Below are 20,163 nucleotides of genomic sequence, written 5' to 3'. Positions count from 1 at the left end.
AAAAATAACAATCAAAGTAGGGGTTGGGCCTTACCTGGGTTACATCTTATTATAAACCATAAATAATTCTTGTCCTAAAACAAGCTCAATGAAGAAGAATTTACCTGCCGAACTGTTGGATAAATATTTTGCCGGCACCTGCAATGAGCAGGAGTTGGCTACAATTCATGCCTGGTATGCTTCTTATCAACATGCGCCCGATGATATATCTGTTTTATCCGAAGATGAACAGCGCCTGTTTAAGGCCCTGATGTGGGAGAATATCAAACAGAATATTGACGTTGCAGAAAATGAAAATGTGGTTTCGCTACAGTCTGGAAAGTCCAGACTGAAACAGATAGCTTATTGGCTATCGGGTGTGGCCGCTGTGCTGATAGCAGTGTTTTTTGTTTGGCTAAGAACATCTCCTGCGGGAAGTACGCTTAAAACATTTAACGATCAGCAACTGGTATTTACCAATACGACCGGGACTATCAGGCAAATCACCTTGTCAGATGGCAGCAGGGTATGGGTGAGCCCTAATTCAACCTTAACCTATTTAAAAGCCTTTGAAAAGCAAAGCCGAAAAGTATCCTTAAGCGGAGAGGCATTTTTTGAAGTTACCAAAGATCACACGCGCCCGTTCTCTATCTACACAGGTAACGTAATAACCAAAGTATGGGGAACAAGTTTTCGCATCCGGGCCTATAGCGGTGATAAAACAACTAAGGTTGATGTAGTTACCGGGAAAGTTTCGGTATCGGTTGCCGGTAAAGGTACTACGCAGGTAAATAATACGCAGACAGCTATTGCCGATTCTGGTGATGGTGTAATGTTGCTGCCCAACCAGGAGGCTGTGTACGATAAGCCTACTGATAACCTGACAAAGAACATGGAAATCAAAGATGTTTCGATAGGTATGTGGAAAAAGGCGAGCCTGTCATTTAATAACACGCCGCTAAGGGATGTTTTCAGGACGTTGAATGAAAGTTTTAATGTAAATATCAGTTCGGCCGATAATAAGATCAATACTGATAACCTGAAGGCTGATTTTACCAACGAAAACCTTCCCACAATACTGGAGATCCTGAAAAAAACGCTGAATGTAACTTATCGTGTTAACGGTAACCAGTTTGTATTGGAAAGTACTAAATAACCAATTATATAAAACACCAATAAAACCCTAATTAACCTATATGGATAAAAGAACCGATACATAAACAATCCTCAAATTTTCCTGGAAAAGGAAATAGGAGTGCTGGAGACACTCCTATAAACTTTTAATCCCCGGTGTGCAACGCCTTTAACAAGGTGATCCGGGAATCCTTTGTCTCAATTTTTTCAAAAAGAAACACTTAAATGTATGAAGATTTATTTACAAAACCACTTTGACTGGTGTAAAATTATGAGAATCACTTTTAGTCAAGTTATAATCCTGCTCGTTTTTACAGGCGTTTCCCTGGCTAATCCCAGCAAGGGGCAGAGCCTGCTTGACAGGCGTGTTGATTATAATATTCAAAATGCAAGCCTCATTAAAGCAATCCAACAGCTGGAAAAAGCAACCAGCCTCAAGTTTGTTTATCATATGAACCTTGTTGAAAAAGAACAGGGCCTTTCGCTTGATGCCAAACAGGAAAAACTTGGCGAAGTGCTTGATAAATTGCTAACCCCAAGAGGAATAACGTTTGATATTATAGGTGATCAGATAGTTTTAGGCAAGGCAAATTCGGTAATTAAACAAAACAATACCGATGATAAAGAAAACGAATCGCTGGCGGTTGCCAAAACCATTACGGGTAAGGTAACTGATGATCATGATCAGCCCCTGCCCGGTGTTACAGTAGCGCTTAAAGGTACTACCATGGGCGCGCAAACTGATGCAAACGGAATGTACAGCCTTAATATTCCGGATTCTGAAACGGAACGGGCTATCCTTTTATTCTCATTTATTGGTTTTACATCACAGGAAATTCCGGCCGGTGGGCGTACAGTGATCAACGTGCAGTTAAAAGCTACACCAAGCTCATTAAACGAAGTAATTGTAATTGGTTACGGCAGCCAGCGTAAAGGTGATGTAACCAGTTCGGTAGCTACTGTTAAGGCCGAGAACTTTGTAAAAGGCCCTGTATTGGATGCCGGTCAGCTTTTGCAGGGTAAAGTAGCCGGTTTAACAGTATCGGCACCGAGCGGTGACCCTACATCAGGTTCGCAGATCGCATTAAGGGGTAACACTACATTATTTGGTGCCAATTCAGATCCCCTGGTTTTGGTTGATGGTGTGCCGGGAAGTTTAAAAACGGTAGTACCTGAAGATATTGAAACCATCGACGTATTGAAAGACGGCTCTGCGGCAGCTATTTACGGTGTACGCGGTACAAACGGCGTTATAATTATCACCACCAAAAGGGCAACAGGGAACTTTACCAATGCTGTTGATTACAGCGGATACGTAAGTACCCAAACGCTTGCCCGTGAACCTAAGCTATTTACAGCAGCCGATTACCGTGGGCAAATCGCGGCTGGTACAAGGGATAAATCATATGACAATGGCAGTTCAACCGACTGGCTTAAAGCTATATCTAATAATTTGCCCATCACCACGGTACATAATCTAACTTTACGTGGCGGCACCAGCAAAACCAATTACCTGGCTTCGGTTAACTATCGCTCATTGAATGGTATTTTCCAAAAGTCGGATAATAAAACATTTTCGGGCAGGGTTGATATCAATCACTACATGTTTGATGATAAGGTAAAGATCAACTTTGGTTTACTGCAGCAAAATAACAGCTTTACCCAAACTCAGGATGGTGGTACCTTCAACGGCTATACTTATCGCCAGGCCATATTGCAAAATCCTACATCGCCAATAAAAAATGGCGATGGTACTTATTTTGAGCAGCCAAGCATTTTCAATTACCAGAACCCGGTATCAATGTTGTACAACAGCGATGGCCGTACATCTAATACAACCTCAAAATATAACTCAACCATAACCTACACGCCAATTACCGGACTTAAACTTTCGGCACTGGGCTCGTATACCCGTTTTAACCAGGTGGCAGGTTATTCAGAAAATAAGCAACATATCTCCAATATCCGCGATCACCTGAATGGTTATGCAGGTGTAGGTCAAACCCAATCTGTCGACAGGTTATTAGAGCTAACAGCCGAATACCGTAGAACTATCGGTAGTCATAGCTTTTCGGTCTTAGGCGGCTATAGCTACCAGGATAATGACACATTCGGCTTTTTTGAACAAAACCATGATTTTCCTACCGACATCTTCAGTTATAACAACATTGGCCTTGGCCGCGCCGCTGCTAAAGGTTTGGGTGTGGAAGGTAGCTCAAGATCCCAAACAAACCTCATCAGCTTTTTCGGTCGTGCAACTTATAACTATAAAGACAGGTACTTGTTGTTAGCCAGTGTACGCCGTGAAGAAGCGAGCCAACTATACGGAACCAAAGAACCCTGGGGTACATTCCCGGCAGTACAGGTAGGCTGGCGTTTAACCAAAGAGCCGTTTATGCAGGCCCAGCATATTTTCGATGATTTGAAATTTCGTGCGGGTTACGGTGTTACCGGTAACCAGCCAAGGCAGGGATTTTTGGGTGTTGGTTTATTAGGATACGGAAACTATGTACTATCAAACGGGCAATGGATCCAAACGCTTGGTCCATCACAAAATCCAAATCCTGATTTGAAATGGGAGGAGAAGCACGAGGCTGACCTTGGTTTGGATTTCAGTTTGCTAAAAGGCGTGGTTACAGGTTCGGTAGATTTGTATGACCGCAAAATCAAAGGCTTGTTATATGACTATGCGGTACCGAGTCCTCCAAACTTATACAGCAGCACAAGGGCTAACGTGGGTACGATGCAAAATAAAGGTTTTGAGGCGATTGTGAATATTACACCGATCCGTTCGGCAAATTTTCAGTGGACAACCAGCTTTAATTTCTCAACCAACTCTAATAAACTCATCAGTTTATCAAACAGCATTTATAAAACTACCAGCGATTATTTTACTACAGGCGGCACAGGCGAGCCAATCCAAACCTTTACCAACATAGTAAGGATAGGTAAAAATATAGGCGATTTTTATGGCTTTAAAGTTACCGGGGTATCGCAGGACGGCCAGTGGATTTACGAAGATGCCAATGGCAAATCGGTCGCTTATAAAGATTTCACTCACTCGTTTGAAGATAAACGGGTACTTGGCAATGGTTTACCTAAATACTATGCCGGCTGGAACAATAATATCCGGTATAAAGACTGGGATTTTAGCGTAACCATGCGTGGCGCTTTTGATTACCAGATCCTGAATTTTCAACGTATGTACTACGAGAATACCTCCATTCAATACTATAATCGCTTAAAGTCGGCTAAAGACAAAGTGTTTGGCACTGCGGTACTGAATAATACCATGCCGCTTGAGTTTAACAGCTACTATATTGAAAACGGCGATTTCTGGAAAATTGATAACATAAATCTTGGCTACACCTTTAATAACCTTAAGTCTAAATATGTACATGGGCTACGTGTTTATGTATCAACGCTTAATACGTTCGTGATAACCGGGTACAAGGGTATTGATCCGGAGGTTGACAGGAGCGGACTTGCTCCCGGTAACGATGGCCGCGACAAGTATCCAACTACAAGGACATTTACAATAGGAGCAAGCGCAAGCTTTTAATCATTAACATCATGAAAAAGATATTTTATATACTAAGCAGTATCATCATAATCAGTGTAATTACCTTTACATTTTCCTGTACGAAATTAAAGGACAAGGATTACGCAACCATTGTAGCCAGTGACTTTAAACCCGGTACCGAAGATCTTGCATCATTGCTTGGCGCAGGATATACCTATTGGCGCCCGCTTGAACTGGGCCGCAGTGCAAACTCAGTTTTCAGGACCAATGAGATTTCAGCCGATGAGTTAGTAATCCCGGAACGTCCTAACGGGTGGGTTGACGGTGGTATCTATCGCCGCATGCACGAACATAAATGGACCTCTGACGAAGATAACAGCTATCAGATCTGGAACAATGCCTATGCCGGTATCACTACCTGTAACCGTGTTATCTATCAGATTGAAAATGGCCTTATCCCGATGACAACAGGTAAAGAAGCTGCCCTGGCCGAATTGAAAGTGCTACGTGCTTCATTCTATTACCCGCTGTGCGATTTTTTTGGCGGTGTACCTATCATTACCAAATTTGATCTGCCATCGGGATTTTTGCCTACGCAAAGTACCCGTCAACAAGTTTATGATTTCATTGTATCCGAGGTTACCACCAACTTGCCGCAATTGAGCGCTGCTAATGATCAAACTACTTATGGGAAGTTTAACCAGTGGGCGGCACATGCTTTATTAGCGAAAGTGTACCTGAATGCAGGCGTTTATACCGGCACTCCGGCCTGGGATAAATGTATTACCGAATGTAATGCCATTATCAATTCGGGTGTAGGCTTTGGTTTGGAGTCAAACCAAAGTTCGGTTTTTGCTACGGAGAATGAACTTTCAAAAGAGATCATTTTTGCCATCCCGTTTGATGAAAAATACACTGCAGATGGTGCTAACGCCTTTGCTTTACATATGGAAAGTCTTGAGCCTGAAAATCAGGCAACCTATAATTTTCAATATTCGCCATGGGGCGGCATCTGCGCGATACCACAGTTCATCAATACGTTTGATCCTGACGACAGCCGCCTGAAAAATAACTGGATCCAGGGGCAGCAGTATACGCTGGCCGGGTTACCTATCAACGGTTCGTTAGGCGCATACACCGGTAAACCGTTAAATTATATCAACGTGGTGCCGGGTGTTGATTCAACAGAAGAAGTGCATGGCTTCCGTTTAGGTAAGTTTGAATATAAACAGGGTGCTTTATTAGGTTTGAGTAATGACTTTCCGTTATTCCGTTATGCGGATGTGCTGATGATGAAGGCTGAATGTTTGCTGCGTACAGGTGATGCTAACGGTGCTGCCACATTGGTTACCCAGGTTAGGCAACGTGATTTTGCAGCAAACCCGGCAAAAGCAACCGTAACAGGCGCCCAGTTGCAGGCGGGCAGCGTGTATGATTATGGCTTGAGAAACCACATAAAAACCACAACTGAGGGTGGGGCCGATATTCAATACGGAAGATTTCTGGATGAGCTTGGCTGGGAATTTAATACCGAAGGCCGCCGCAGGCAGGATTTGATCCGCTTTGGCGTATTTACCAAAAAATCCTGGCTTTCACATTCGCCTAATGGCGATTACAGGGCCTTGTTGCCGCTGCCAAGGCAGGAAGTTGTTAAAAATCCTAACCTGAAACAAAATACAGGCTACTAATAAAATTAATACCAGGCACAGGATGGTCGGCTGATCTCCTGTGCTTTTGAAATAATATATCATCAGGATGAAAAAAAGATTACTTATTGCATTATCATTTTATTGCGGCGTTGCTTACGCGCAAACTAAGGATTACCCCATTAAGCCGGTATCATTTACCAATGTAAAGCTTAACGATAAGTTTTGGACCTCGCGTATCGAAACCAATCGCACGGTTACCATTCCGGCCTCATTTGCCCGTTGCGAAAATACCGGCAGGGTTAAAAATTTTGAAATGGCGGCTGCCCGCAGCGGTAAGTTTTGTACTAAGTTTCCTTTTGATGATACCGATATTTATAAAACTATTGAAGGAGCGGCTTATTCAATGGCCGTTCATCCCGATGCAAAGCTGGATGCTTATGTTGATTCATTGATCACAATAGTAGGTAAAGCACAGGAATCGGACGGTTATCTTTACACCGCTCGTACTATTGACCCACTGCATCCTCATGCATGGTCGGGCCCGGAGCGTTGGGTTAAAGAGAATGAACTAAGTCATGAGCTATATAACTCAGGCCATATGTTTGAAGCAGCCGCGGCACATTACCTGGCTACCAACAAACGCAACTTTTTAGATATTGCCCTTAAAAATGCCGATCTGCTGGTTAAAACTTTTGGACCGGGCAAAAGGCATGTAGCACCGGGACATGAGATTGTGGAAATGGGCCTGGTACGCCTGTACCGTATCACCGGCAAAAAAGAATATCTCGATCTTGCTAAATTTTTTATTGACGAAAGAGGGCACCGCACCTATGATAAAACCAGTACTGACGAATGGAAGAACGGGATGTACTGGCAGGACAATGAACCTGTTATAGCACAGGAAGATGCCGAAGGTCATGCCGTAAGGGCAATGTACCTGTACTCGGGCATGGCCGATGTTGCCGCTTTAACCGGTGACAAGGAATACATTACCGCCATTGACAAGATCTGGAACAACATGGTTGGCAAAAAGATCTACGTGCAGGGGGGAATCGGCGCAGTACCGGGCGGTGAACGTTTTGGTGCCGATTACGAGCTGCCAAATACAACTGCTTATAATGAAACCTGCGCTGCCATAGGCGATGTTTTCTGGAATCAGCGGATGTTCCTGCTGCACGGTGAGTCGAAATATATCGATGTGATGGAAAAGGTTTTATATAACGGGTTAATTTCGGGTGTTGGGCTGGATGGTAAGACATTCTTCTACACCAATGCCATGCAGGTAACCAATGGGGTTACACATCATGAGCTTGAGCCCGAGCGTTCCGGCTGGTTTGAGTGCTCATGCTGCCCAACCAATATGGCGCGTTTCCTGCCGTCGTTATCAGGCTATATGTATGCTCAAAAGGATAATAATGTATTTGTAAACCTGTTTATTGCTGGTACAGCAAATATGGAGATTGATAATAAAAAAGTGAGCATTGTTCAAAGCAATAATTACCCGTGGAATGGTGCACTGTCGTTTGCCGTAACACCGGAGACGGCAACTAATTTTGCTATGCACATCCGGATCCCGGGCTGGGCAAGGGCAGAGGCGATCCCGTCTGATCTGTATGCTTTCCAAAATAAATCGGCTGCAAAAATCAGCCTGAAACTAAACGGCAAAGCGGTTGCTTATAAAGTTGAAAATGGCTACGCTGTAATTAACAGGCAATGGAAAAAAGGTGATAACATCCAATTAAACCTGCCTATGGAAGTTAAAAAGGTTATTGCCAATAAAGCATTGGTTGATGATAAAGGTAAAACAGCCCTTCAACGCGGCCCGATCATGTATTGCGCCGAGTGGAAAGATAACGGCGGAACGGTGAGCAATTTAGCAATCCCTGCAAATGCAACTTTTAAACCTGTAGCCGAACCCAGCCTGTTAAATGGCGTAACTGTTTTAAAAGGAGAGATCCTAAGTAAAACAAAAGGCGAAGCTGCTAAAAAGGTAGAGCTTACGGCCATCCCTTATTATTCATGGGCAAACCGTGGTAAAGGCGAAATGACCGTTTGGTTTCCCGAAGTAAATGCCACTACCAAATAAACATATGAAGCCTCAGCAACTCTCCCGCAAAAAATTAAGATGGTTCAGGGTCATAGCTTTCGGCACCCCGGTACTTATTTTGTTGCTTGCCGAAGGATTGCTGAGGCTTTTCAATTACGGACATGACACCAGTTTGTTTATCAAATACCCCGATGACCCTAACTATTGGGTGATCAGTAAATACGCATCCGAAAAATATTTTACCGATACTGCCAATGCCACCAAAGGCAATATTGAGCCTTTTAAGGTTGAAAAAGCGAAAAATACTTTCAGGATTTTTGTGCTTGGTGAATCGACAACAGCCGGTTACCCGTACATGCACAATGGATCGTTTCATCGTTGGCTGCAGTACCGGTTAATGCACATCTATCCTGATATTAATTTTGAAGTGATCAATGTATCATTAACAGCTGTAAATTCATATACAGTACTTGATTTTGGCAAGCAGGTGGTTAATTACCAGCCCGATGCAGTGTTGATTTATACCGGTCATAACGAATATTATGGTGCTTTAGGCATTGGTTCAACCAGTCATATTGCCAATAGCAGGCTTTTGGTGCGCGCTATAGTTGCACTTAAAGAACTTCGATTGGTTCAACTGGTCAATAATGTAATTGGTAGCTTTAAACCGGCAGCTTCCAACCCCGATCAGCGTGAAAACCTGATGCAGCGTATGGCGCAGCAACAGGCCATACCTTATCAATCTGAAGCATATAAAGCCGGGATAGCGCAGTTTAAGGACAACATGACCGAACTGTGCCAGGTTATGCATGATAAAAATGTGCCCGTGTTTTTAAGCACATTAGTGAGTAACGAAAAAGATTTGAAACCTTTTATCAGCGATGGATCTGATACTTCGGCCAATATGTTGTATGCGAGGGCAAATGATGCGTATCAATCAGGTAAATATGCGCAGGCAAAACAGGAATATATCAAAGCAAAGGAGTTTGACCTTTTACGTTTCCGCGCTCCCGAGGCGATGAATAGAATTATAACGGCTTTGTCTAAACAATACTGCAATGTGCATTTGGTAAATAGCCGAACTGTTTTTGAGCAGCACTCGCCAAACGGCATTTTGGGCAAAGAAACCCTGCTGGAGCATGTACATCCAAATTTATATGGTTATGCCCTGATGTCGGGCGCTTTTTATCAATCCATAAAAAGCGCCCGATTGATTAAAGCTCATCCCGATAAGGAAATGAGTTTAGCTGAATTACTCAACCGGATGCCTGTTACCAAAATTGATTCATTGTATGGCGCTTATACCATCATGATGCTTGAAACAGGCTGGCCATTTAATAAGCCTATCCCTGCAGGGTTTAAACGCGGCGATGATATCGCTTCACAACTCGCTGGTGCACTATCGGTAAACCGGATCAGCTGGCTGGATGCTATGGATCAGCTGTTCAAATACAGTATGAAAGCGGGTGATAAAAAGACGGCTCTGAAAGCAGTTGAAGCCGTTATGCTCGAAAAGCCTCAAAATACAATCTATCCCATTTATGCAGGCAGGCTAAGCTTTGAGCTGGGCGATCCTGACGGGGCCGCTTTTTACTTTAAAAAAGCCTATGAGCTTGACCCTTCTTTTGCCAACACGCAAAATATGTACCTGGTATTTTTAAAAAGTGATCAGCCCGCAAAGGCTGCTCCCTACATTGATTCGGCGATACAACAGCATCCTTCGGATATTGAACTGGTGAATTTAAAAGCTATAGTTGCAGAGATCATCCGCCTAAAAAACATGGCCGGTAAAAAATCCAACATGCAGATAGCTGCGAACTACCATGCCATTGGCGCAGACGAGGCCGCTACGAAATATAAACAGCAATGAACATCAGGAAGGTAAATCAGAAATTTGGCTTGGTAGCCGGCGGCGCATGTTTGCTTATGGTCGCATGGCAATATTTTGTACACCATCATGCTATCGTCTGGCTGTTAACAATCGGTATTTTGCTGATGTTATCGGCCCTAATCATCCCTCAAATTTTAAATCCTTTACGATTGGTTTGGGATAGGATAGGCCACGTCTTAGCTGTGATCAATACTGCCATCATTCTATTTTTACTGTATTTCCTGATCATTACGCCGGTTGGTGTCATCATGCGTTTATTTGGTAAAAATGGCCTGGATTTAAAGTTTGAGCGTAGCGCAGCCACTTATTGGAAGCCTGTAAAAACGACCGGCCAAAGTTCAATGAAACAACAATTTTAATACACAGCATTATGGAAGTGATAGGAGAGTTTTTTATGTTCCTGAAATCAAGAAAACGGTTTTGGCTTTGGCCTTTGTTTATCCTGCTGTTTTTACTAAGCCTGCTGCTGGTTTTGGCACAGGGATCGGCGCTTGCACCGTTCATTTATTCCTTGTTTTAGGTTCATGTATATTCTTGGTATTTCGGCTTATTTTCATGATAGCGCAGCTTGTTTGCTTAAGGATGATTACATCATTGCAGCCGCCCAGGAAGAACGCTTTACCCGCAAAAAGAATGACGAAAGCTTCCCAATAAATGCTATAAAATACTGTTTAGTTGAAGCCGGGATCTCTTTAAATGGGATTGACCATATTGTTTTTTACGAAAAACCGTTCCTGAAGTTTGAGCGCCTTCTGGAAACTTACCTGGCCTTTGCTCCTTCAGGCTTTATTTCGTTTATGAAAGCCATACCGATGTGGCTCAAGGATAAACTATTTCTGAAAAAGAACATTATTAACCAATTGAAACTCATCGATGAGGATTGGGACTCAAAAAAGTCAAGCCTGCTATTTACCACACATCATCATTCTCATGCAGCGTCGGCCTTCTATCCTTCGCCATTCAATAAGGCTGTTATTCTGACTGCCGATGGAGTAGGCGAATTTACAACCACCTCTGTCGCCATTGGCGCGGGCAATAAAATAGAAGAGGTCAAAGAAATTTGTTTTCCGCACTCTATCGGTCTGCTTTATTCGGCATTTACCTATTATCTTGGTTTTAAAGTTAACTGCGATGAGTATAAGGTAATGGGGCTGGCGCCTTATGGCAGGCCCGTTTATACTGATCTGATATTTAAACAACTCGTGAATTTAAAAGCAGATGGGTCATTCAGGCTGCATCAGCAATACTTTAACTACTGTACAGGCCTTACCATGACCTCGTCACGGTTTGATAAGCTGTTTGGCCAACCCAGACGAAAACCGAACGAAGCGATTTTGCAATTTCATATGGATATCGCCAGTTCCATACAGGTTGCGGCAGAGCACATCATGCTTGATTTAACCATAGCTTTGTATAAAGAATTTCAGTTTGATGATTTATGTATGGCCGGTGGCGTAGCTTTAAATTGCGTCATCAATGGTAAAATATTAGAGCAATCGGGCTTCAAACGGTTATGGATCCAACCTGCCTCCGGAGACGCGGGCGGTGCTTTAGGTGCGGCATACGCAGTATACTATGAACATTTAAGTAACGAAAGGAAAAATCCCAATGGCACAGACAAAATGCGGAATGGATTGCTCGGGCCATCTTTTAATGCCAACGATGTTAAGGAGTGTTTTATAGATAATCATATCCGGTTTGAAGAATTAGAAACAAAGCACTTGCACGAAAAAGTAGCTGCAAGTATTAACGATGGTAAAGTAGTTGGTTACTTCAAAGGACGGAGTGAATTCGGTCCGCGTGCTTTGGGCGCACGAAGTATTCTTGCTGATCCGCGAAGGATAGATATGCAATCCGTACTAAATCAAAAAATCAAGTTCAGGGAATCGTTCAGGCCGTTTGCACCTGCGGTTTTAGAAGAATACGCCCCGACTTATTTTGATTTTGAGGGATCAAGTCCTTACATGCTAATGGTTATAAGGGTTAAGTCAGAATTGCGAATAGTCCCTTTGCCGGAAAATGAACTATTGCAAGGGTTTGAACTGTTGAAAAACAAAAGATCGGATATTCCGGCGGTGACACATGTGGATTATACTGCCCGGATCCAAACTGTGAACTACAGAAACCATCCCGATTTTTATGATATGATCAAAGCATTTTACAATTTAACAGGCTGCCCCTGCCTGTTAAATACTTCATTTAACCGGATGGATGAACCTATGGTGAACTCACCACAGGATGCTATAGACTGTTTCCTAAATACGGGTATAGATGTTTTAGTAATCGAAAATTTTATGGCTGTTAAATAATGTGTCTCGTCCTGATTTTACTTGTCGTTTTTGAGTGGTAATACTGGAATCAGTTTACACCGATATTTCATTAGCCCTGATTAGGATGTGGGAAACTCCTTCAGTTTTCCATATCCTAATGCGTTTTTCTTTTTTTGCTTCTTTTTTTCTTTTTGCGGGCACAGTCTCAAATGCCAGTAACCTGACTTTCCTCCTTCCCTTTTTTAGGGCGCGGATAGCTCTTCCAACGCTTCCTGATTTCACCGGACATACCATGTGCCTGATCTGGTGATGGTAATTCAAACTTGCATGCGGGCGTCGCTCGTTGTAATTGCCGATGATCACTGAGATGCTTTTCTTTGCCTCTTTATGGTTCTGGTAGACCTTTTTTGGAAAGAATTCATTCTTGATAATTCCATTAACGCGCTCGGCAAGTGCATTCTCATATGGACTACCGCTTTGGGTCATACTGATCGCGATCCTGTCTTTGTTTAACAGGGCAGTATAATTCTGCGAGCAATATTGTATTCCACGATCAGAATGATGTATCAGGATAAATGGAGGTATCCGCGTTCTACTGTCTACTGCCATTTCCAGGGCTGCAATGCAACCAACTGCTTCCAAGCTGGGATGTAGGGCATATCCAACGATCTTTCTGGAATAAACGTCTGTGATCAGGCTCAGGTAACTGAAGCCTTCCAGCGTACGGATATAGGTGATATCACTCACCCAGAGCTGCTCCGGTGCTGACAGGGATAGATGCGCGATCAGGTTAGGATATTTTCTTAACCAATGATGGGAATCCGTTGTTTTAACCATACGCCTTCTCCGGCGGATCAATAAGCCGTGAATGCGTAACAGATCATACAGCAAGTCCCGCCCCATCTTTATCTCATGCTTTTCCATCTCCGGAATGAGCATATGTAATAGTTTTCTGGTTCCCAACATAGGAACAGCAGCCGGAACTCGCCCACCAGCGTCAACACAACCATATGTGCGATACTTGTCCTTGAAGCCTTATGATGAGCTAAGTAGTAAGCCTGACGGCTTACACCAAACAGTGCACAAATAGCTACCAGGGTATATTCTGAACGCTTTTGCCGCATTCTTAAGACTGTTTGGTACCACGCTTTTTCGGATCTTGATATGTAGGTCACTTTCTGCTACCTCAATCATCGTTTCCAAGGCCAGGTTCTTCAATTGGGATAGCTCTAATGCCTCAGTAAGCTCATGTATTTTTTTGATGAGCAACTTTGATTCCTGGCTTTGGGTCATCCCTGGAACCGATGAAGAGCTGTTTGCATTCAGCAAAGTAGTCAAATTAAGCTTACCTGCCCATGCTTTTATCGTATTCCTTGGAACACGGTATTTCCGGGTGGCTCCCAAGCAACTAATCATCCCAGTTTTTATCTCTTCTACAATCTTTATTTTGGTCTGTTCTTCGACCTTATCAAATGGCTTGCGTCTTACGACGGGAGCTACTTTCTTTTTCTTCCCTGGTATTGTTTTCATTTTCTTGTTTTTAGTAACAAGCTATAGCAGGACGAGACAGTTTGCATGTCCCAGCATAACAGATACACTCTCAATCGGAACGTCATTGGCAAGTGTAACAGTCGTCGCAAAAGTGTGACGGGCTATATGAAAGGTTAATTCCGTCTGAATACCGCAAAGCTCCGCGATCTCTTTTAAATAATCATTGACTGTCTGGTTCGAGGGGGCCGGGAAAACAAGTCCGGAGTTTGAACATTTCGGATGCCGCTCATATTTTTGCATGATTTCAATGGCAGCCGGAAGCAAGGGTACTCTTGTTGGTACATCCGTTTTTTGGCGATTTGTCATGATCCACTTTTCACCGTCAAAACGGTCAATGATATCTGTTCGGCGTAACTGCTTAATATCAATGTATGCAAGACCTGTGTAGCAACTGAAAAGGAATATATCGCGAATCTGTTGTAGACTTACTGATGAGAACTGTTTTGTTGCTATGGCAGAAAGATCATTTTCCTCCAGACAAGTACGTGGAATCCGTTTGACTTTACCTTTGTATTTTACAAAGGGGTTTTTGTCTATCCAGCCATTGTCAATACTTAACAAAATGATTTTCTTAAAATTTCGAATGTATTTTACCGCAGAATTATTGGCGCACTTCCGCTCAGTACGCAGCCAGAAGTCATAGTCCGTAATAAACTGATAGTCGATTTTGCGGAGGCCGATATTTGTCAGATTATAACGCCATTTTAAAAATCGTTGGATATGACTTAACGATATTCTATACCGGCCAAGCGTGCCTTTCGTAGTTTCCTTTCCCACAAGTTTTTCAAAGCGTTTATTGTGTTCTTCAAAAACTTCGATGAGCGTTTTGGGACGTTCCTCCTTTCCGAGAAAGCGATTCCTGAGGCCTTCCGCAGTAATCTCTTCCTCGCCTTTCACCATTGAGCCGTGCACTTCATCAATTTGGGTGCGCAATGTATCAAGATAATTGTTAAAAGTTTTCACAGTCTCCTTGGTACCTTTCATGCGTCCGGCTGCACTGTTCCATTGTGAGGGCTCGCACTCCCTGGAGATGGCTGTTTCTGAGCGGCGACCTTCAATGGTGATCCGCATGTAAACCGGCACCGGGCCGGCTGTGTAGTTTCTAGGTTTCTTCAAATAGAAGAGCAAACTGAATGTTGTTTTCATAAAAAATAACTCAGAAAAAGTTAAACAAAATTAGTTCTGCGTCACGTTTTTGACAAGATGTTCATTTTTTAACTACCTGTAAATAAGATAATTAATTGCTTTCTGGTGAGTTAGGTTTAATCCTTGCTGACTCACCGAATTACTCACCAGAATTATACTCATTTTCGTACAAAACAGTGCGAATTCTGAAAAAAAGAAAAGCCTGCAAATATTTGATTTGCAGGCTTTTAGTCATTTTTGGTGTGAAAATCAGCGGAGAGGGAGGGTTCAGAACATTTCTATATAACCACCTCATTATCAATATGTTAACATTGTCATTTTTTCAAACGCAACGAATCACGCAATAGGCAAATAACTCTAATTGTTACCCGAAATTAAGAATAATTTATTAAAAGACAAGCTTACCAGAAAACGTGATAATGACATCTGCATTCTGCAACTCGTGTAAATACTTGGATATCTGAACGCCATAACCATTAACGTAAATCTGCGTTAATCTTCCCGACTAATGTATTTACAACTCATTAATAACATCAAATGAATGCTTATCATGTCTGCAATCTTTTATAAAAGAGCGGCAACATCAACAATGGGGCTGATCAGCGCTTGAGTATTTGGCTAACCAAAGATTTATTCAACAGTGCAGCGTCTTTATGGCCAGTTGCCTGTGCAACGATCATCGCCCCCAGGATGAGACTGAGTAATTGCGGCAAGAGGATTTTAACCTGAGTCGGCTCAACCAATTGATCTAAACGTTGCTGTATAAATACCGCAGCTTTCTCCAGGTGCCGGTCCACCTTCGCCCGAAGCGGTTTCTCCTCGTCCGTACTGAAATCACTTAAGCCCCTCGTAAAGACGCAACCATTAAAATCCCGGTCGGCGATCCAGTCATCCACCGCATCAAAGGCTGCTAGCAGCTGGGCTTTTGGATCGTCACCCGCCGCCGCCACCCGTTTTTCCAGGATATCGAAACGGAACGCATCCCAAAAGTCAAGGTAAGCACCGACAAGATCAGATTTTGACGGGAAGTAGCTGTAGAAGGTTCTTTTGGATACCAAACTTTCCGCAATGATGCGGTCGATACCAATGGTATGCACATCATGCTCATTGAATAGTCGTATCGCCGTCTTTAATATCCGCTCCCCGGGTTTCAGGGTGTCGATCTTTTCTGATCGCAAGTCACGAAAGGGGCTCGTTGTGTCTGCCATATCCAAAAATAAGGCTTTTAACTGCTTGAAATATCAGGCAATTGTCAAAGTAGACAGACTTGTATACTTTTAATTGCTAAAGTAGACAGACCTGTATACATTTGATCCATAAAATTTAAAGACATGACAAATTTCAGCCAATTCGAATTCAGGAACTTGCCCGGGTTCGACCAAAACACTTTTGATGGTTTTGATAAAGCCATCCCAATGAAAACACTGGTGATCTATTGTTTTGATCCCAGGGCCGCGGAAGTCCCGAAAGCCGTAGCCGATTATCTGGGTGATGAGGTTTATCCCGGCGAAAACATCACCGACGAAAATGGTGTCCGGGTAGGCCATACCCGCACACTGTTCGCTTTATCAAATGGCGGCGGCCGCGCCTTGCAGTCCTTGCAATCCATCGCCACGATGGACTATCTGTTCCATTATCAGAATGTGGTCATTGTTCACCACTCTTTCTGTGGCATGACCTCTTATACGCCCGAACTTTTGATCGAGAAGTTCCACACGCATCATCATACGGATATCTCCGGTTTGTGGAATCATGAGGATATGGCTATTGAGGACTATGAGAAAACCATCAAACACGACGTGGAGCTGCTTAATAATAGCCCGCTGGTACCCAAACACCTCAATCTCTACGGCTTCTTTTATGAGATCAATTCGGGTGAGTTGACGGAAGTGGTACGTGTACCTGCCAGCGAAAGGTCGGGGTCATGATCGCCGGTATCAAAACGCCTGACTCTGCCATTGCACGCCAGGCGGAGCAATATGCACGTGAGTATTCAAGCGATGTACTGTTCAACCACGTGATGCGGTGTTATTACTTCGGTGAGCTGTTCGCCCGGAAGAGAGGCGTTAAAGTTGATCATGAGCTCATGTTCGTATCCGCAGTTTTGCATGACCTTGGTTTTACCGAAGCAGGAAAAGGGCCGCACCGCTTCGAAGTAGAAGGTGCGCACGCGGCCAGAAGGTTCCTTTTGGATAAGGGGGTGGCGGATGACCGGGCCTGGCAGGTGTGGCATAACATCGCCCTGCACGTGGGTGACCTGAACCTCTTCAAAGATGAACCGACCCGCGTGATGCAACAGGGTATCCTGTACGATCTTACGGCTTTACCGCCGGAACTGGCCCTCGAACCTAAAGATGTTGCAGATGTACTTCACCATTATCCGCGACTGGGATTTAAGCAGGGTTTTTTGGAGCTCTTTACCAGGGAACTGGACAGCAAACAGCCTTACCCGCACCGCTTTCATTTCTGCAGTTGTATTGAGCATCACCGTTCAAATACGCTCAATATCCCGAAACCGGAAGATTTTTTAGGTAGCGCCCCATTCGCCGACTGATGAAAAAAGAACAACGATACATAGGGGCACTCGCCCTGGCGATCAATGGGTTGATTGCCCTCTCCGTTTTCTTACCCAAAACGGCCCTGCCCGCCAGTTTCCATGTTAACTTGCTGCCAAAGGTCAACGCCGTTCTTAACGGCTTGACCTTTGTGGCCCTGCTGACCGCGCTGATCTCCATCCGGCGTCAGCGCCGCGACTGGCACCGACGTTTCATCGGCATCGCGTTTGTCGCAACCAGTTTGTTCCTCATCAGCTACCTGGCCTATCATTTCACTACGCCCTCGGTCCGCTACGGCGGTACCGGCAACCTTAGGTATGTGTACTACCTTGTATTGACCACGCACATTGTTCTGGCCATTATCATCGTGCCCCTGGCCATGTATACCATGGCGCTGGCTCTTAAAAACCAGTTTGACCGTCACCGGAAACTCGCTCGTTGGACAATGCCTATCTGGCTTTACGTCAGCCTCACTGGTGTGATCGTCTACCTGATGATCTCGCCTTACTATGTCAAATAGTGTCAGTAATTGGCTGTTCCGGGTTAGCAGCCCGGGTTAAACCCGGACTACCTTTGAGTATTCAATTCAAAACAAATGAAAGATCAGATCAAAGTACTCATCACCGGCGCGACCGGCAAAAGCGGCGGGGCCGCTATCGATGAGCTGTTAAAAATGGGCTATCCCGTGCGGGCGCTCGTCCACCGGTTGGATGAACGTTCGGCACAACTGGCCGCCAAAGGTGTTGAGGTGGTCGTTGGTGACCTGTTAAGCTTGGATGACATCTCGGCCGCCATGCAGGGTATCGACACCGCCTACCTGTGTTACCCTGTGCTGGTGCCCGGCGTATTGCAGGCCACCGCTTATTTCGCTATCGCAGCTAAAGAGAACGGCCTGAAAGGGATCGTTAATATGTCGCAGATATCGGCCAGACGGGAAGCCAAAAGCTACGCTGCCCAGGATCATTGGGTAGGCGAACAATTGCTCAATGCTACCGGCATCCCCACTGTACACTTAAGGCCCACCTTTTTCGACGATTGGTTCCTGTATATCCGCGACCTGATCAGGGACAATAACGAGCTCGCCCTGCCTTTCGGCAACGGACGTTGGGCACCGGTGGATTCCGCCGACCTGGGACGCGTTGTCGCCAAAGCAGCGACGAATATCAACACCTATGCCGGGCAGATCCTTAAGCTTTACGGCCCGCAGGAATACAGCGTGGCAGAAATGGCTGCAGTCATATCCACCGAACTCGGCCGAACGATCCGGTACCAACCCGTAACCATCGCCGAATTCTTTGAACGTAATGCCAAAAGACCGGCCAGTGAACATTTCATCCAGCACGTGACCCACGTGGCCGAAGACTGTGTGAACGGCATTTTCGCAGGGACGAACGGCCTGATCGAAACCATCACCGGCCAGCAGGCGGAAACACTGGCGGACTTCTTCAGAAAGAATAAATCAGTATTCAGTTAAATGTAGATCTGTGTTAGTATTCGTACAATACGGGTTAGCAGCACCTGCGGGCACAGGCCTACCTTTGGTGTATCAAAACAAGTAAATCATTTAAAATTAATAATCATGAAAAAGAAAATTTGGCTGGTCACAGGTGCCGGCAAAGGCTTCGGCCTCGAAATCGTTAAAACCGTCCTCGCAGCGGGTGACAAGGTGATCGCTACCGTCAGGAATGATGCCGCCGGATTGCAGGCAGCTTTGGGGAACCCGGCAGACCTGCTGGTCGTCAACCTGGATGTTACCAACGAGACTGAAGTACAACAAGGGGTCAGTGAAGGCCTGGCGAAGTTCGGACAGATCGACGTCCTGGTCAATAATGCCGGTTTCGGCATTGTCGGTGCCATTGAAGAAGCTTCAGCTGAAGAAGTGAGGCGGCAGTATGATACCAACGTATTCGGCGTACTGAATCTGGTCCGCGCCGTATTGCCCGGAATGCGGGAAAGAAAGGCTGGACAGATCATCAACATTTCGTCGCTCTTCGGTTACGGTGCCTTAGCAGGCTGGGCCCTGTATGGCTCGACGAAATACGCCGTCGAAGGCTTATCCGAAGGTTTGGCCTTGGAGCTCGCCCCGTTTAACATCAAGGTTACTGCCCTTGCGCCGGGCCTGTTCCGCACCCAGTTCCTAAACTCGCAAAGCTACTCCCTGACCAAGCAGTCGATCGCAGACTACCAGCCTACCGTAGTTGGGCAAATGAAGGCGGTTCCGGAAGCCCTGCACGGCAACCAACCCGGCGACCCGGCGAAACTGGCGCACGTCATCCTGGAGTTGGCGAACACCGAAAATCCGCCGCTTCATTTACCGGTGGGACAGGACTCGCTGCAAACCTACCGCACCAACCGCGACAAGGTTAGCCAGGAAATTGAGGCCTGGGCTGGCAAATTCACGCCTACAGAGATCTAGGC

Annotated in this window: 17 protein-coding genes; 13 read left to right on the top strand and 4 right to left on the bottom strand. The window is 44.7% G+C overall.

What is annotated here, in order from left to right; all coding sequences use genetic code 11:
* Nucleotides 1-88: 88 nt before the first annotated feature.
* The 8 genes from ACP26M_RS18525 (at nucleotide 89) to ACP26M_RS18490 (ending at nucleotide 12,532) form a co-directional block, all read left to right on the top strand.
* On the top strand, nucleotides 89-1,135 hold the full coding sequence (locus tag ACP26M_RS18525; RefSeq protein WP_426582177.1) for a FecR family protein: 1,047 nt from the start codon (nucleotides 89-91) through the stop codon (nucleotides 1,133-1,135).
* Nucleotides 1,136-1,384: 249 nt separating this feature from the next.
* Nucleotides 1,385-4,675, top strand: coding sequence for a SusC/RagA family TonB-linked outer membrane protein (locus ACP26M_RS18520; protein ID WP_426582175.1), 3,291 nt, complete (start codon nucleotides 1,385-1,387; stop codon nucleotides 4,673-4,675).
* 11 nt (nucleotides 4,676-4,686) lie between these two features.
* A complete protein-coding gene (locus ACP26M_RS18515) occupies nucleotides 4,687-6,324 on the top strand; it encodes a RagB/SusD family nutrient uptake outer membrane protein (RefSeq protein ID WP_426582173.1) in 1,638 nt (545 codons plus the stop codon).
* A 67-nt stretch (nucleotides 6,325-6,391) separates the two neighbouring features.
* A complete protein-coding gene (locus ACP26M_RS18510) occupies nucleotides 6,392-8,371 on the top strand; it encodes a glycoside hydrolase family 127 protein (RefSeq protein WP_426582171.1) in 1,980 nt (659 codons plus the stop codon).
* A gap of 4 nt (nucleotides 8,372-8,375) precedes the next feature.
* Nucleotides 8,376-10,202: a hypothetical protein gene (locus ACP26M_RS18505; RefSeq protein WP_426582169.1), complete on the top strand. Its 1,827-nt coding sequence runs from the start codon at nucleotides 8,376-8,378 to the stop codon at nucleotides 10,200-10,202.
* Nucleotides 10,199-10,582 (top strand): SxtJ family membrane protein, encoded by a 384-nt coding sequence (locus ACP26M_RS18500; protein ID WP_426582167.1) that lies wholly within the window; start codon nucleotides 10,199-10,201, stop codon nucleotides 10,580-10,582. The genes ACP26M_RS18505 and ACP26M_RS18500 overlap by 4 nt, the downstream gene beginning before the upstream one ends.
* A gap of 11 nt (nucleotides 10,583-10,593) precedes the next feature.
* Nucleotides 10,594-10,743 (top strand): DUF5989 family protein, encoded by a 150-nt coding sequence (locus ACP26M_RS18495; RefSeq protein ID WP_426582165.1) that lies wholly within the window; start codon nucleotides 10,594-10,596, stop codon nucleotides 10,741-10,743.
* Nucleotides 10,744-10,747: 4 nt separating this feature from the next.
* Nucleotides 10,748-12,532 carry a carbamoyltransferase family protein gene (locus tag ACP26M_RS18490; protein ID WP_426582163.1) on the top strand — a complete coding sequence of 595 codons (1,785 nt, stop codon included), beginning with the start codon at nucleotides 10,748-10,750 and terminating at the stop codon, nucleotides 12,530-12,532.
* 54 nt (nucleotides 12,533-12,586) lie between these two features.
* On the opposite strand, the gene ACP26M_RS18485 is transcribed toward ACP26M_RS18490, so the two are convergent.
* The 4 genes from ACP26M_RS18485 to ACP26M_RS18470 form a co-directional block, all read right to left on the bottom strand.
* On the bottom strand, nucleotides 12,587-13,459 hold the full coding sequence (locus ACP26M_RS18485; RefSeq protein ID WP_426582161.1) for an IS3 family transposase: 873 nt from the start codon (nucleotides 13,457-13,459) through the stop codon (nucleotides 12,587-12,589).
* A gap of 69 nt (nucleotides 13,460-13,528) precedes the next feature.
* A complete protein-coding gene (locus ACP26M_RS18480; protein WP_426582159.1) occupies nucleotides 13,529-14,023 on the bottom strand; it encodes a hypothetical protein in 495 nt (164 codons plus the stop codon).
* A 21-nt stretch (nucleotides 14,024-14,044) separates the two neighbouring features.
* Nucleotides 14,045-15,190, bottom strand: coding sequence for a site-specific integrase (locus ACP26M_RS18475; protein WP_426582157.1), 1,146 nt, complete (start codon nucleotides 15,188-15,190; stop codon nucleotides 14,045-14,047).
* 599 nt (nucleotides 15,191-15,789) lie between these two features.
* Nucleotides 15,790-16,398: a TetR/AcrR family transcriptional regulator gene (locus tag ACP26M_RS18470; protein ID WP_426582155.1), complete on the bottom strand. Its 609-nt coding sequence runs from the start codon at nucleotides 16,396-16,398 to the stop codon at nucleotides 15,790-15,792.
* A gap of 123 nt (nucleotides 16,399-16,521) precedes the next feature.
* Here ACP26M_RS18470 and ACP26M_RS18465 point away from each other — a divergent pair, with 123 nt between their 5' ends.
* The 5 genes from ACP26M_RS18465 (at nucleotide 16,522) to ACP26M_RS18445 (ending at nucleotide 20,161) form a co-directional block, all read left to right on the top strand.
* Complete coding sequence (locus ACP26M_RS18465) at nucleotides 16,522-17,118, top strand: hypothetical protein (protein ID WP_426582153.1); 597 nt, start codon at nucleotides 16,522-16,524, stop codon at nucleotides 17,116-17,118.
* Nucleotides 17,119-17,210: 92 nt separating this feature from the next.
* Nucleotides 17,211-17,744, top strand: coding sequence for a hypothetical protein (locus tag ACP26M_RS18460; RefSeq protein ID WP_426582151.1), 534 nt, complete (start codon nucleotides 17,211-17,213; stop codon nucleotides 17,742-17,744).
* Complete coding sequence (locus ACP26M_RS18455) at nucleotides 17,744-18,265, top strand: DUF420 domain-containing protein (protein WP_426582149.1); 522 nt, start codon at nucleotides 17,744-17,746, stop codon at nucleotides 18,263-18,265. The genes ACP26M_RS18460 and ACP26M_RS18455 overlap by 1 nt, the downstream gene beginning before the upstream one ends.
* 75 nt (nucleotides 18,266-18,340) lie before the next feature.
* Nucleotides 18,341-19,219, top strand: a complete 879-nt coding sequence (locus tag ACP26M_RS18450; RefSeq protein ID WP_426582147.1) for an NmrA family NAD(P)-binding protein — start codon at nucleotides 18,341-18,343, stop codon at nucleotides 19,217-19,219.
* Nucleotides 19,220-19,324: 105 nt separating this feature from the next.
* The gene (locus ACP26M_RS18445) at nucleotides 19,325-20,161 is read left to right on the top strand and encodes an oxidoreductase (protein ID WP_426582145.1); all 837 of its coding nucleotides are present in this window, start codon (nucleotides 19,325-19,327) and stop codon (nucleotides 20,159-20,161) included.
* Nucleotides 20,162-20,163 lie beyond the last annotated feature (2 nt).

It is taken from the genome of Mucilaginibacter sp. R-33 (assembly GCF_049949235.1).
GTDB lineage: Bacteria > Bacteroidota > Bacteroidia > Sphingobacteriales > Sphingobacteriaceae > Mucilaginibacter.
This window is presented reverse-complemented; position numbering and strand designations above follow the sequence as displayed.

Excerpts from the sequence above, each read along its gene's own strand:
- ACP26M_RS18450 (WP_426582147.1), top strand. The coding sequence starts at position 18,341 with ATGAAAGATCAGATCAAAGTACTCATCACCGGCGCGACCGGCAAAAGC.
- ACP26M_RS18510 (WP_426582171.1), top strand. The coding sequence starts at position 6,392 with ATGAAAAAAAGATTACTTATTGCATTATCATTTTATTGCGGCGTTGCT.
- ACP26M_RS18505 (WP_426582169.1), top strand. The coding sequence starts at position 8,376 with ATGAAGCCTCAGCAACTCTCCCGCAAAAAATTAAGATGGTTCAGGGTC.
- ACP26M_RS18525 (WP_426582177.1), top strand. The coding sequence starts at position 89 with ATGAAGAAGAATTTACCTGCCGAACTGTTGGATAAATATTTTGCCGGC.
- ACP26M_RS18460 (WP_426582151.1), top strand. The coding sequence starts at position 17,211 with ATGCGGTGTTATTACTTCGGTGAGCTGTTCGCCCGGAAGAGAGGCGTT.
- ACP26M_RS18475 (WP_426582157.1), bottom strand. The coding sequence starts at position 15,190 with ATGAAAACAACATTCAGTTTGCTCTTCTATTTGAAGAAACCTAGAAAC.
- ACP26M_RS18445 (WP_426582145.1), top strand. The coding sequence starts at position 19,325 with ATGAAAAAGAAAATTTGGCTGGTCACAGGTGCCGGCAAAGGCTTCGGC.
- ACP26M_RS18480 (WP_426582159.1), bottom strand. The coding sequence starts at position 14,023 with ATGAAAACAATACCAGGGAAGAAAAAGAAAGTAGCTCCCGTCGTAAGA.
- ACP26M_RS18495 (WP_426582165.1), top strand. The coding sequence starts at position 10,594 with ATGGAAGTGATAGGAGAGTTTTTTATGTTCCTGAAATCAAGAAAACGG.
- ACP26M_RS18485 (WP_426582161.1), bottom strand. The coding sequence starts at position 13,459 with ATGTTGGGAACCAGAAAACTATTACATATGCTCATTCCGGAGATGGAA.
- ACP26M_RS18470 (WP_426582155.1), bottom strand. The coding sequence starts at position 16,398 with ATGGCAGACACAACGAGCCCCTTTCGTGACTTGCGATCAGAAAAGATC.
- ACP26M_RS18500 (WP_426582167.1), top strand. The coding sequence starts at position 10,199 with ATGAACATCAGGAAGGTAAATCAGAAATTTGGCTTGGTAGCCGGCGGC.
- ACP26M_RS18465 (WP_426582153.1), top strand. The coding sequence starts at position 16,522 with ATGACAAATTTCAGCCAATTCGAATTCAGGAACTTGCCCGGGTTCGAC.
- ACP26M_RS18515 (WP_426582173.1), top strand. The coding sequence starts at position 4,687 with ATGAAAAAGATATTTTATATACTAAGCAGTATCATCATAATCAGTGTA.
- ACP26M_RS18490 (WP_426582163.1), top strand. The coding sequence starts at position 10,748 with ATGTATATTCTTGGTATTTCGGCTTATTTTCATGATAGCGCAGCTTGT.
- ACP26M_RS18455 (WP_426582149.1), top strand. The coding sequence starts at position 17,744 with ATGAAAAAAGAACAACGATACATAGGGGCACTCGCCCTGGCGATCAAT.
- ACP26M_RS18520 (WP_426582175.1), top strand. The coding sequence starts at position 1,385 with ATGAGAATCACTTTTAGTCAAGTTATAATCCTGCTCGTTTTTACAGGC.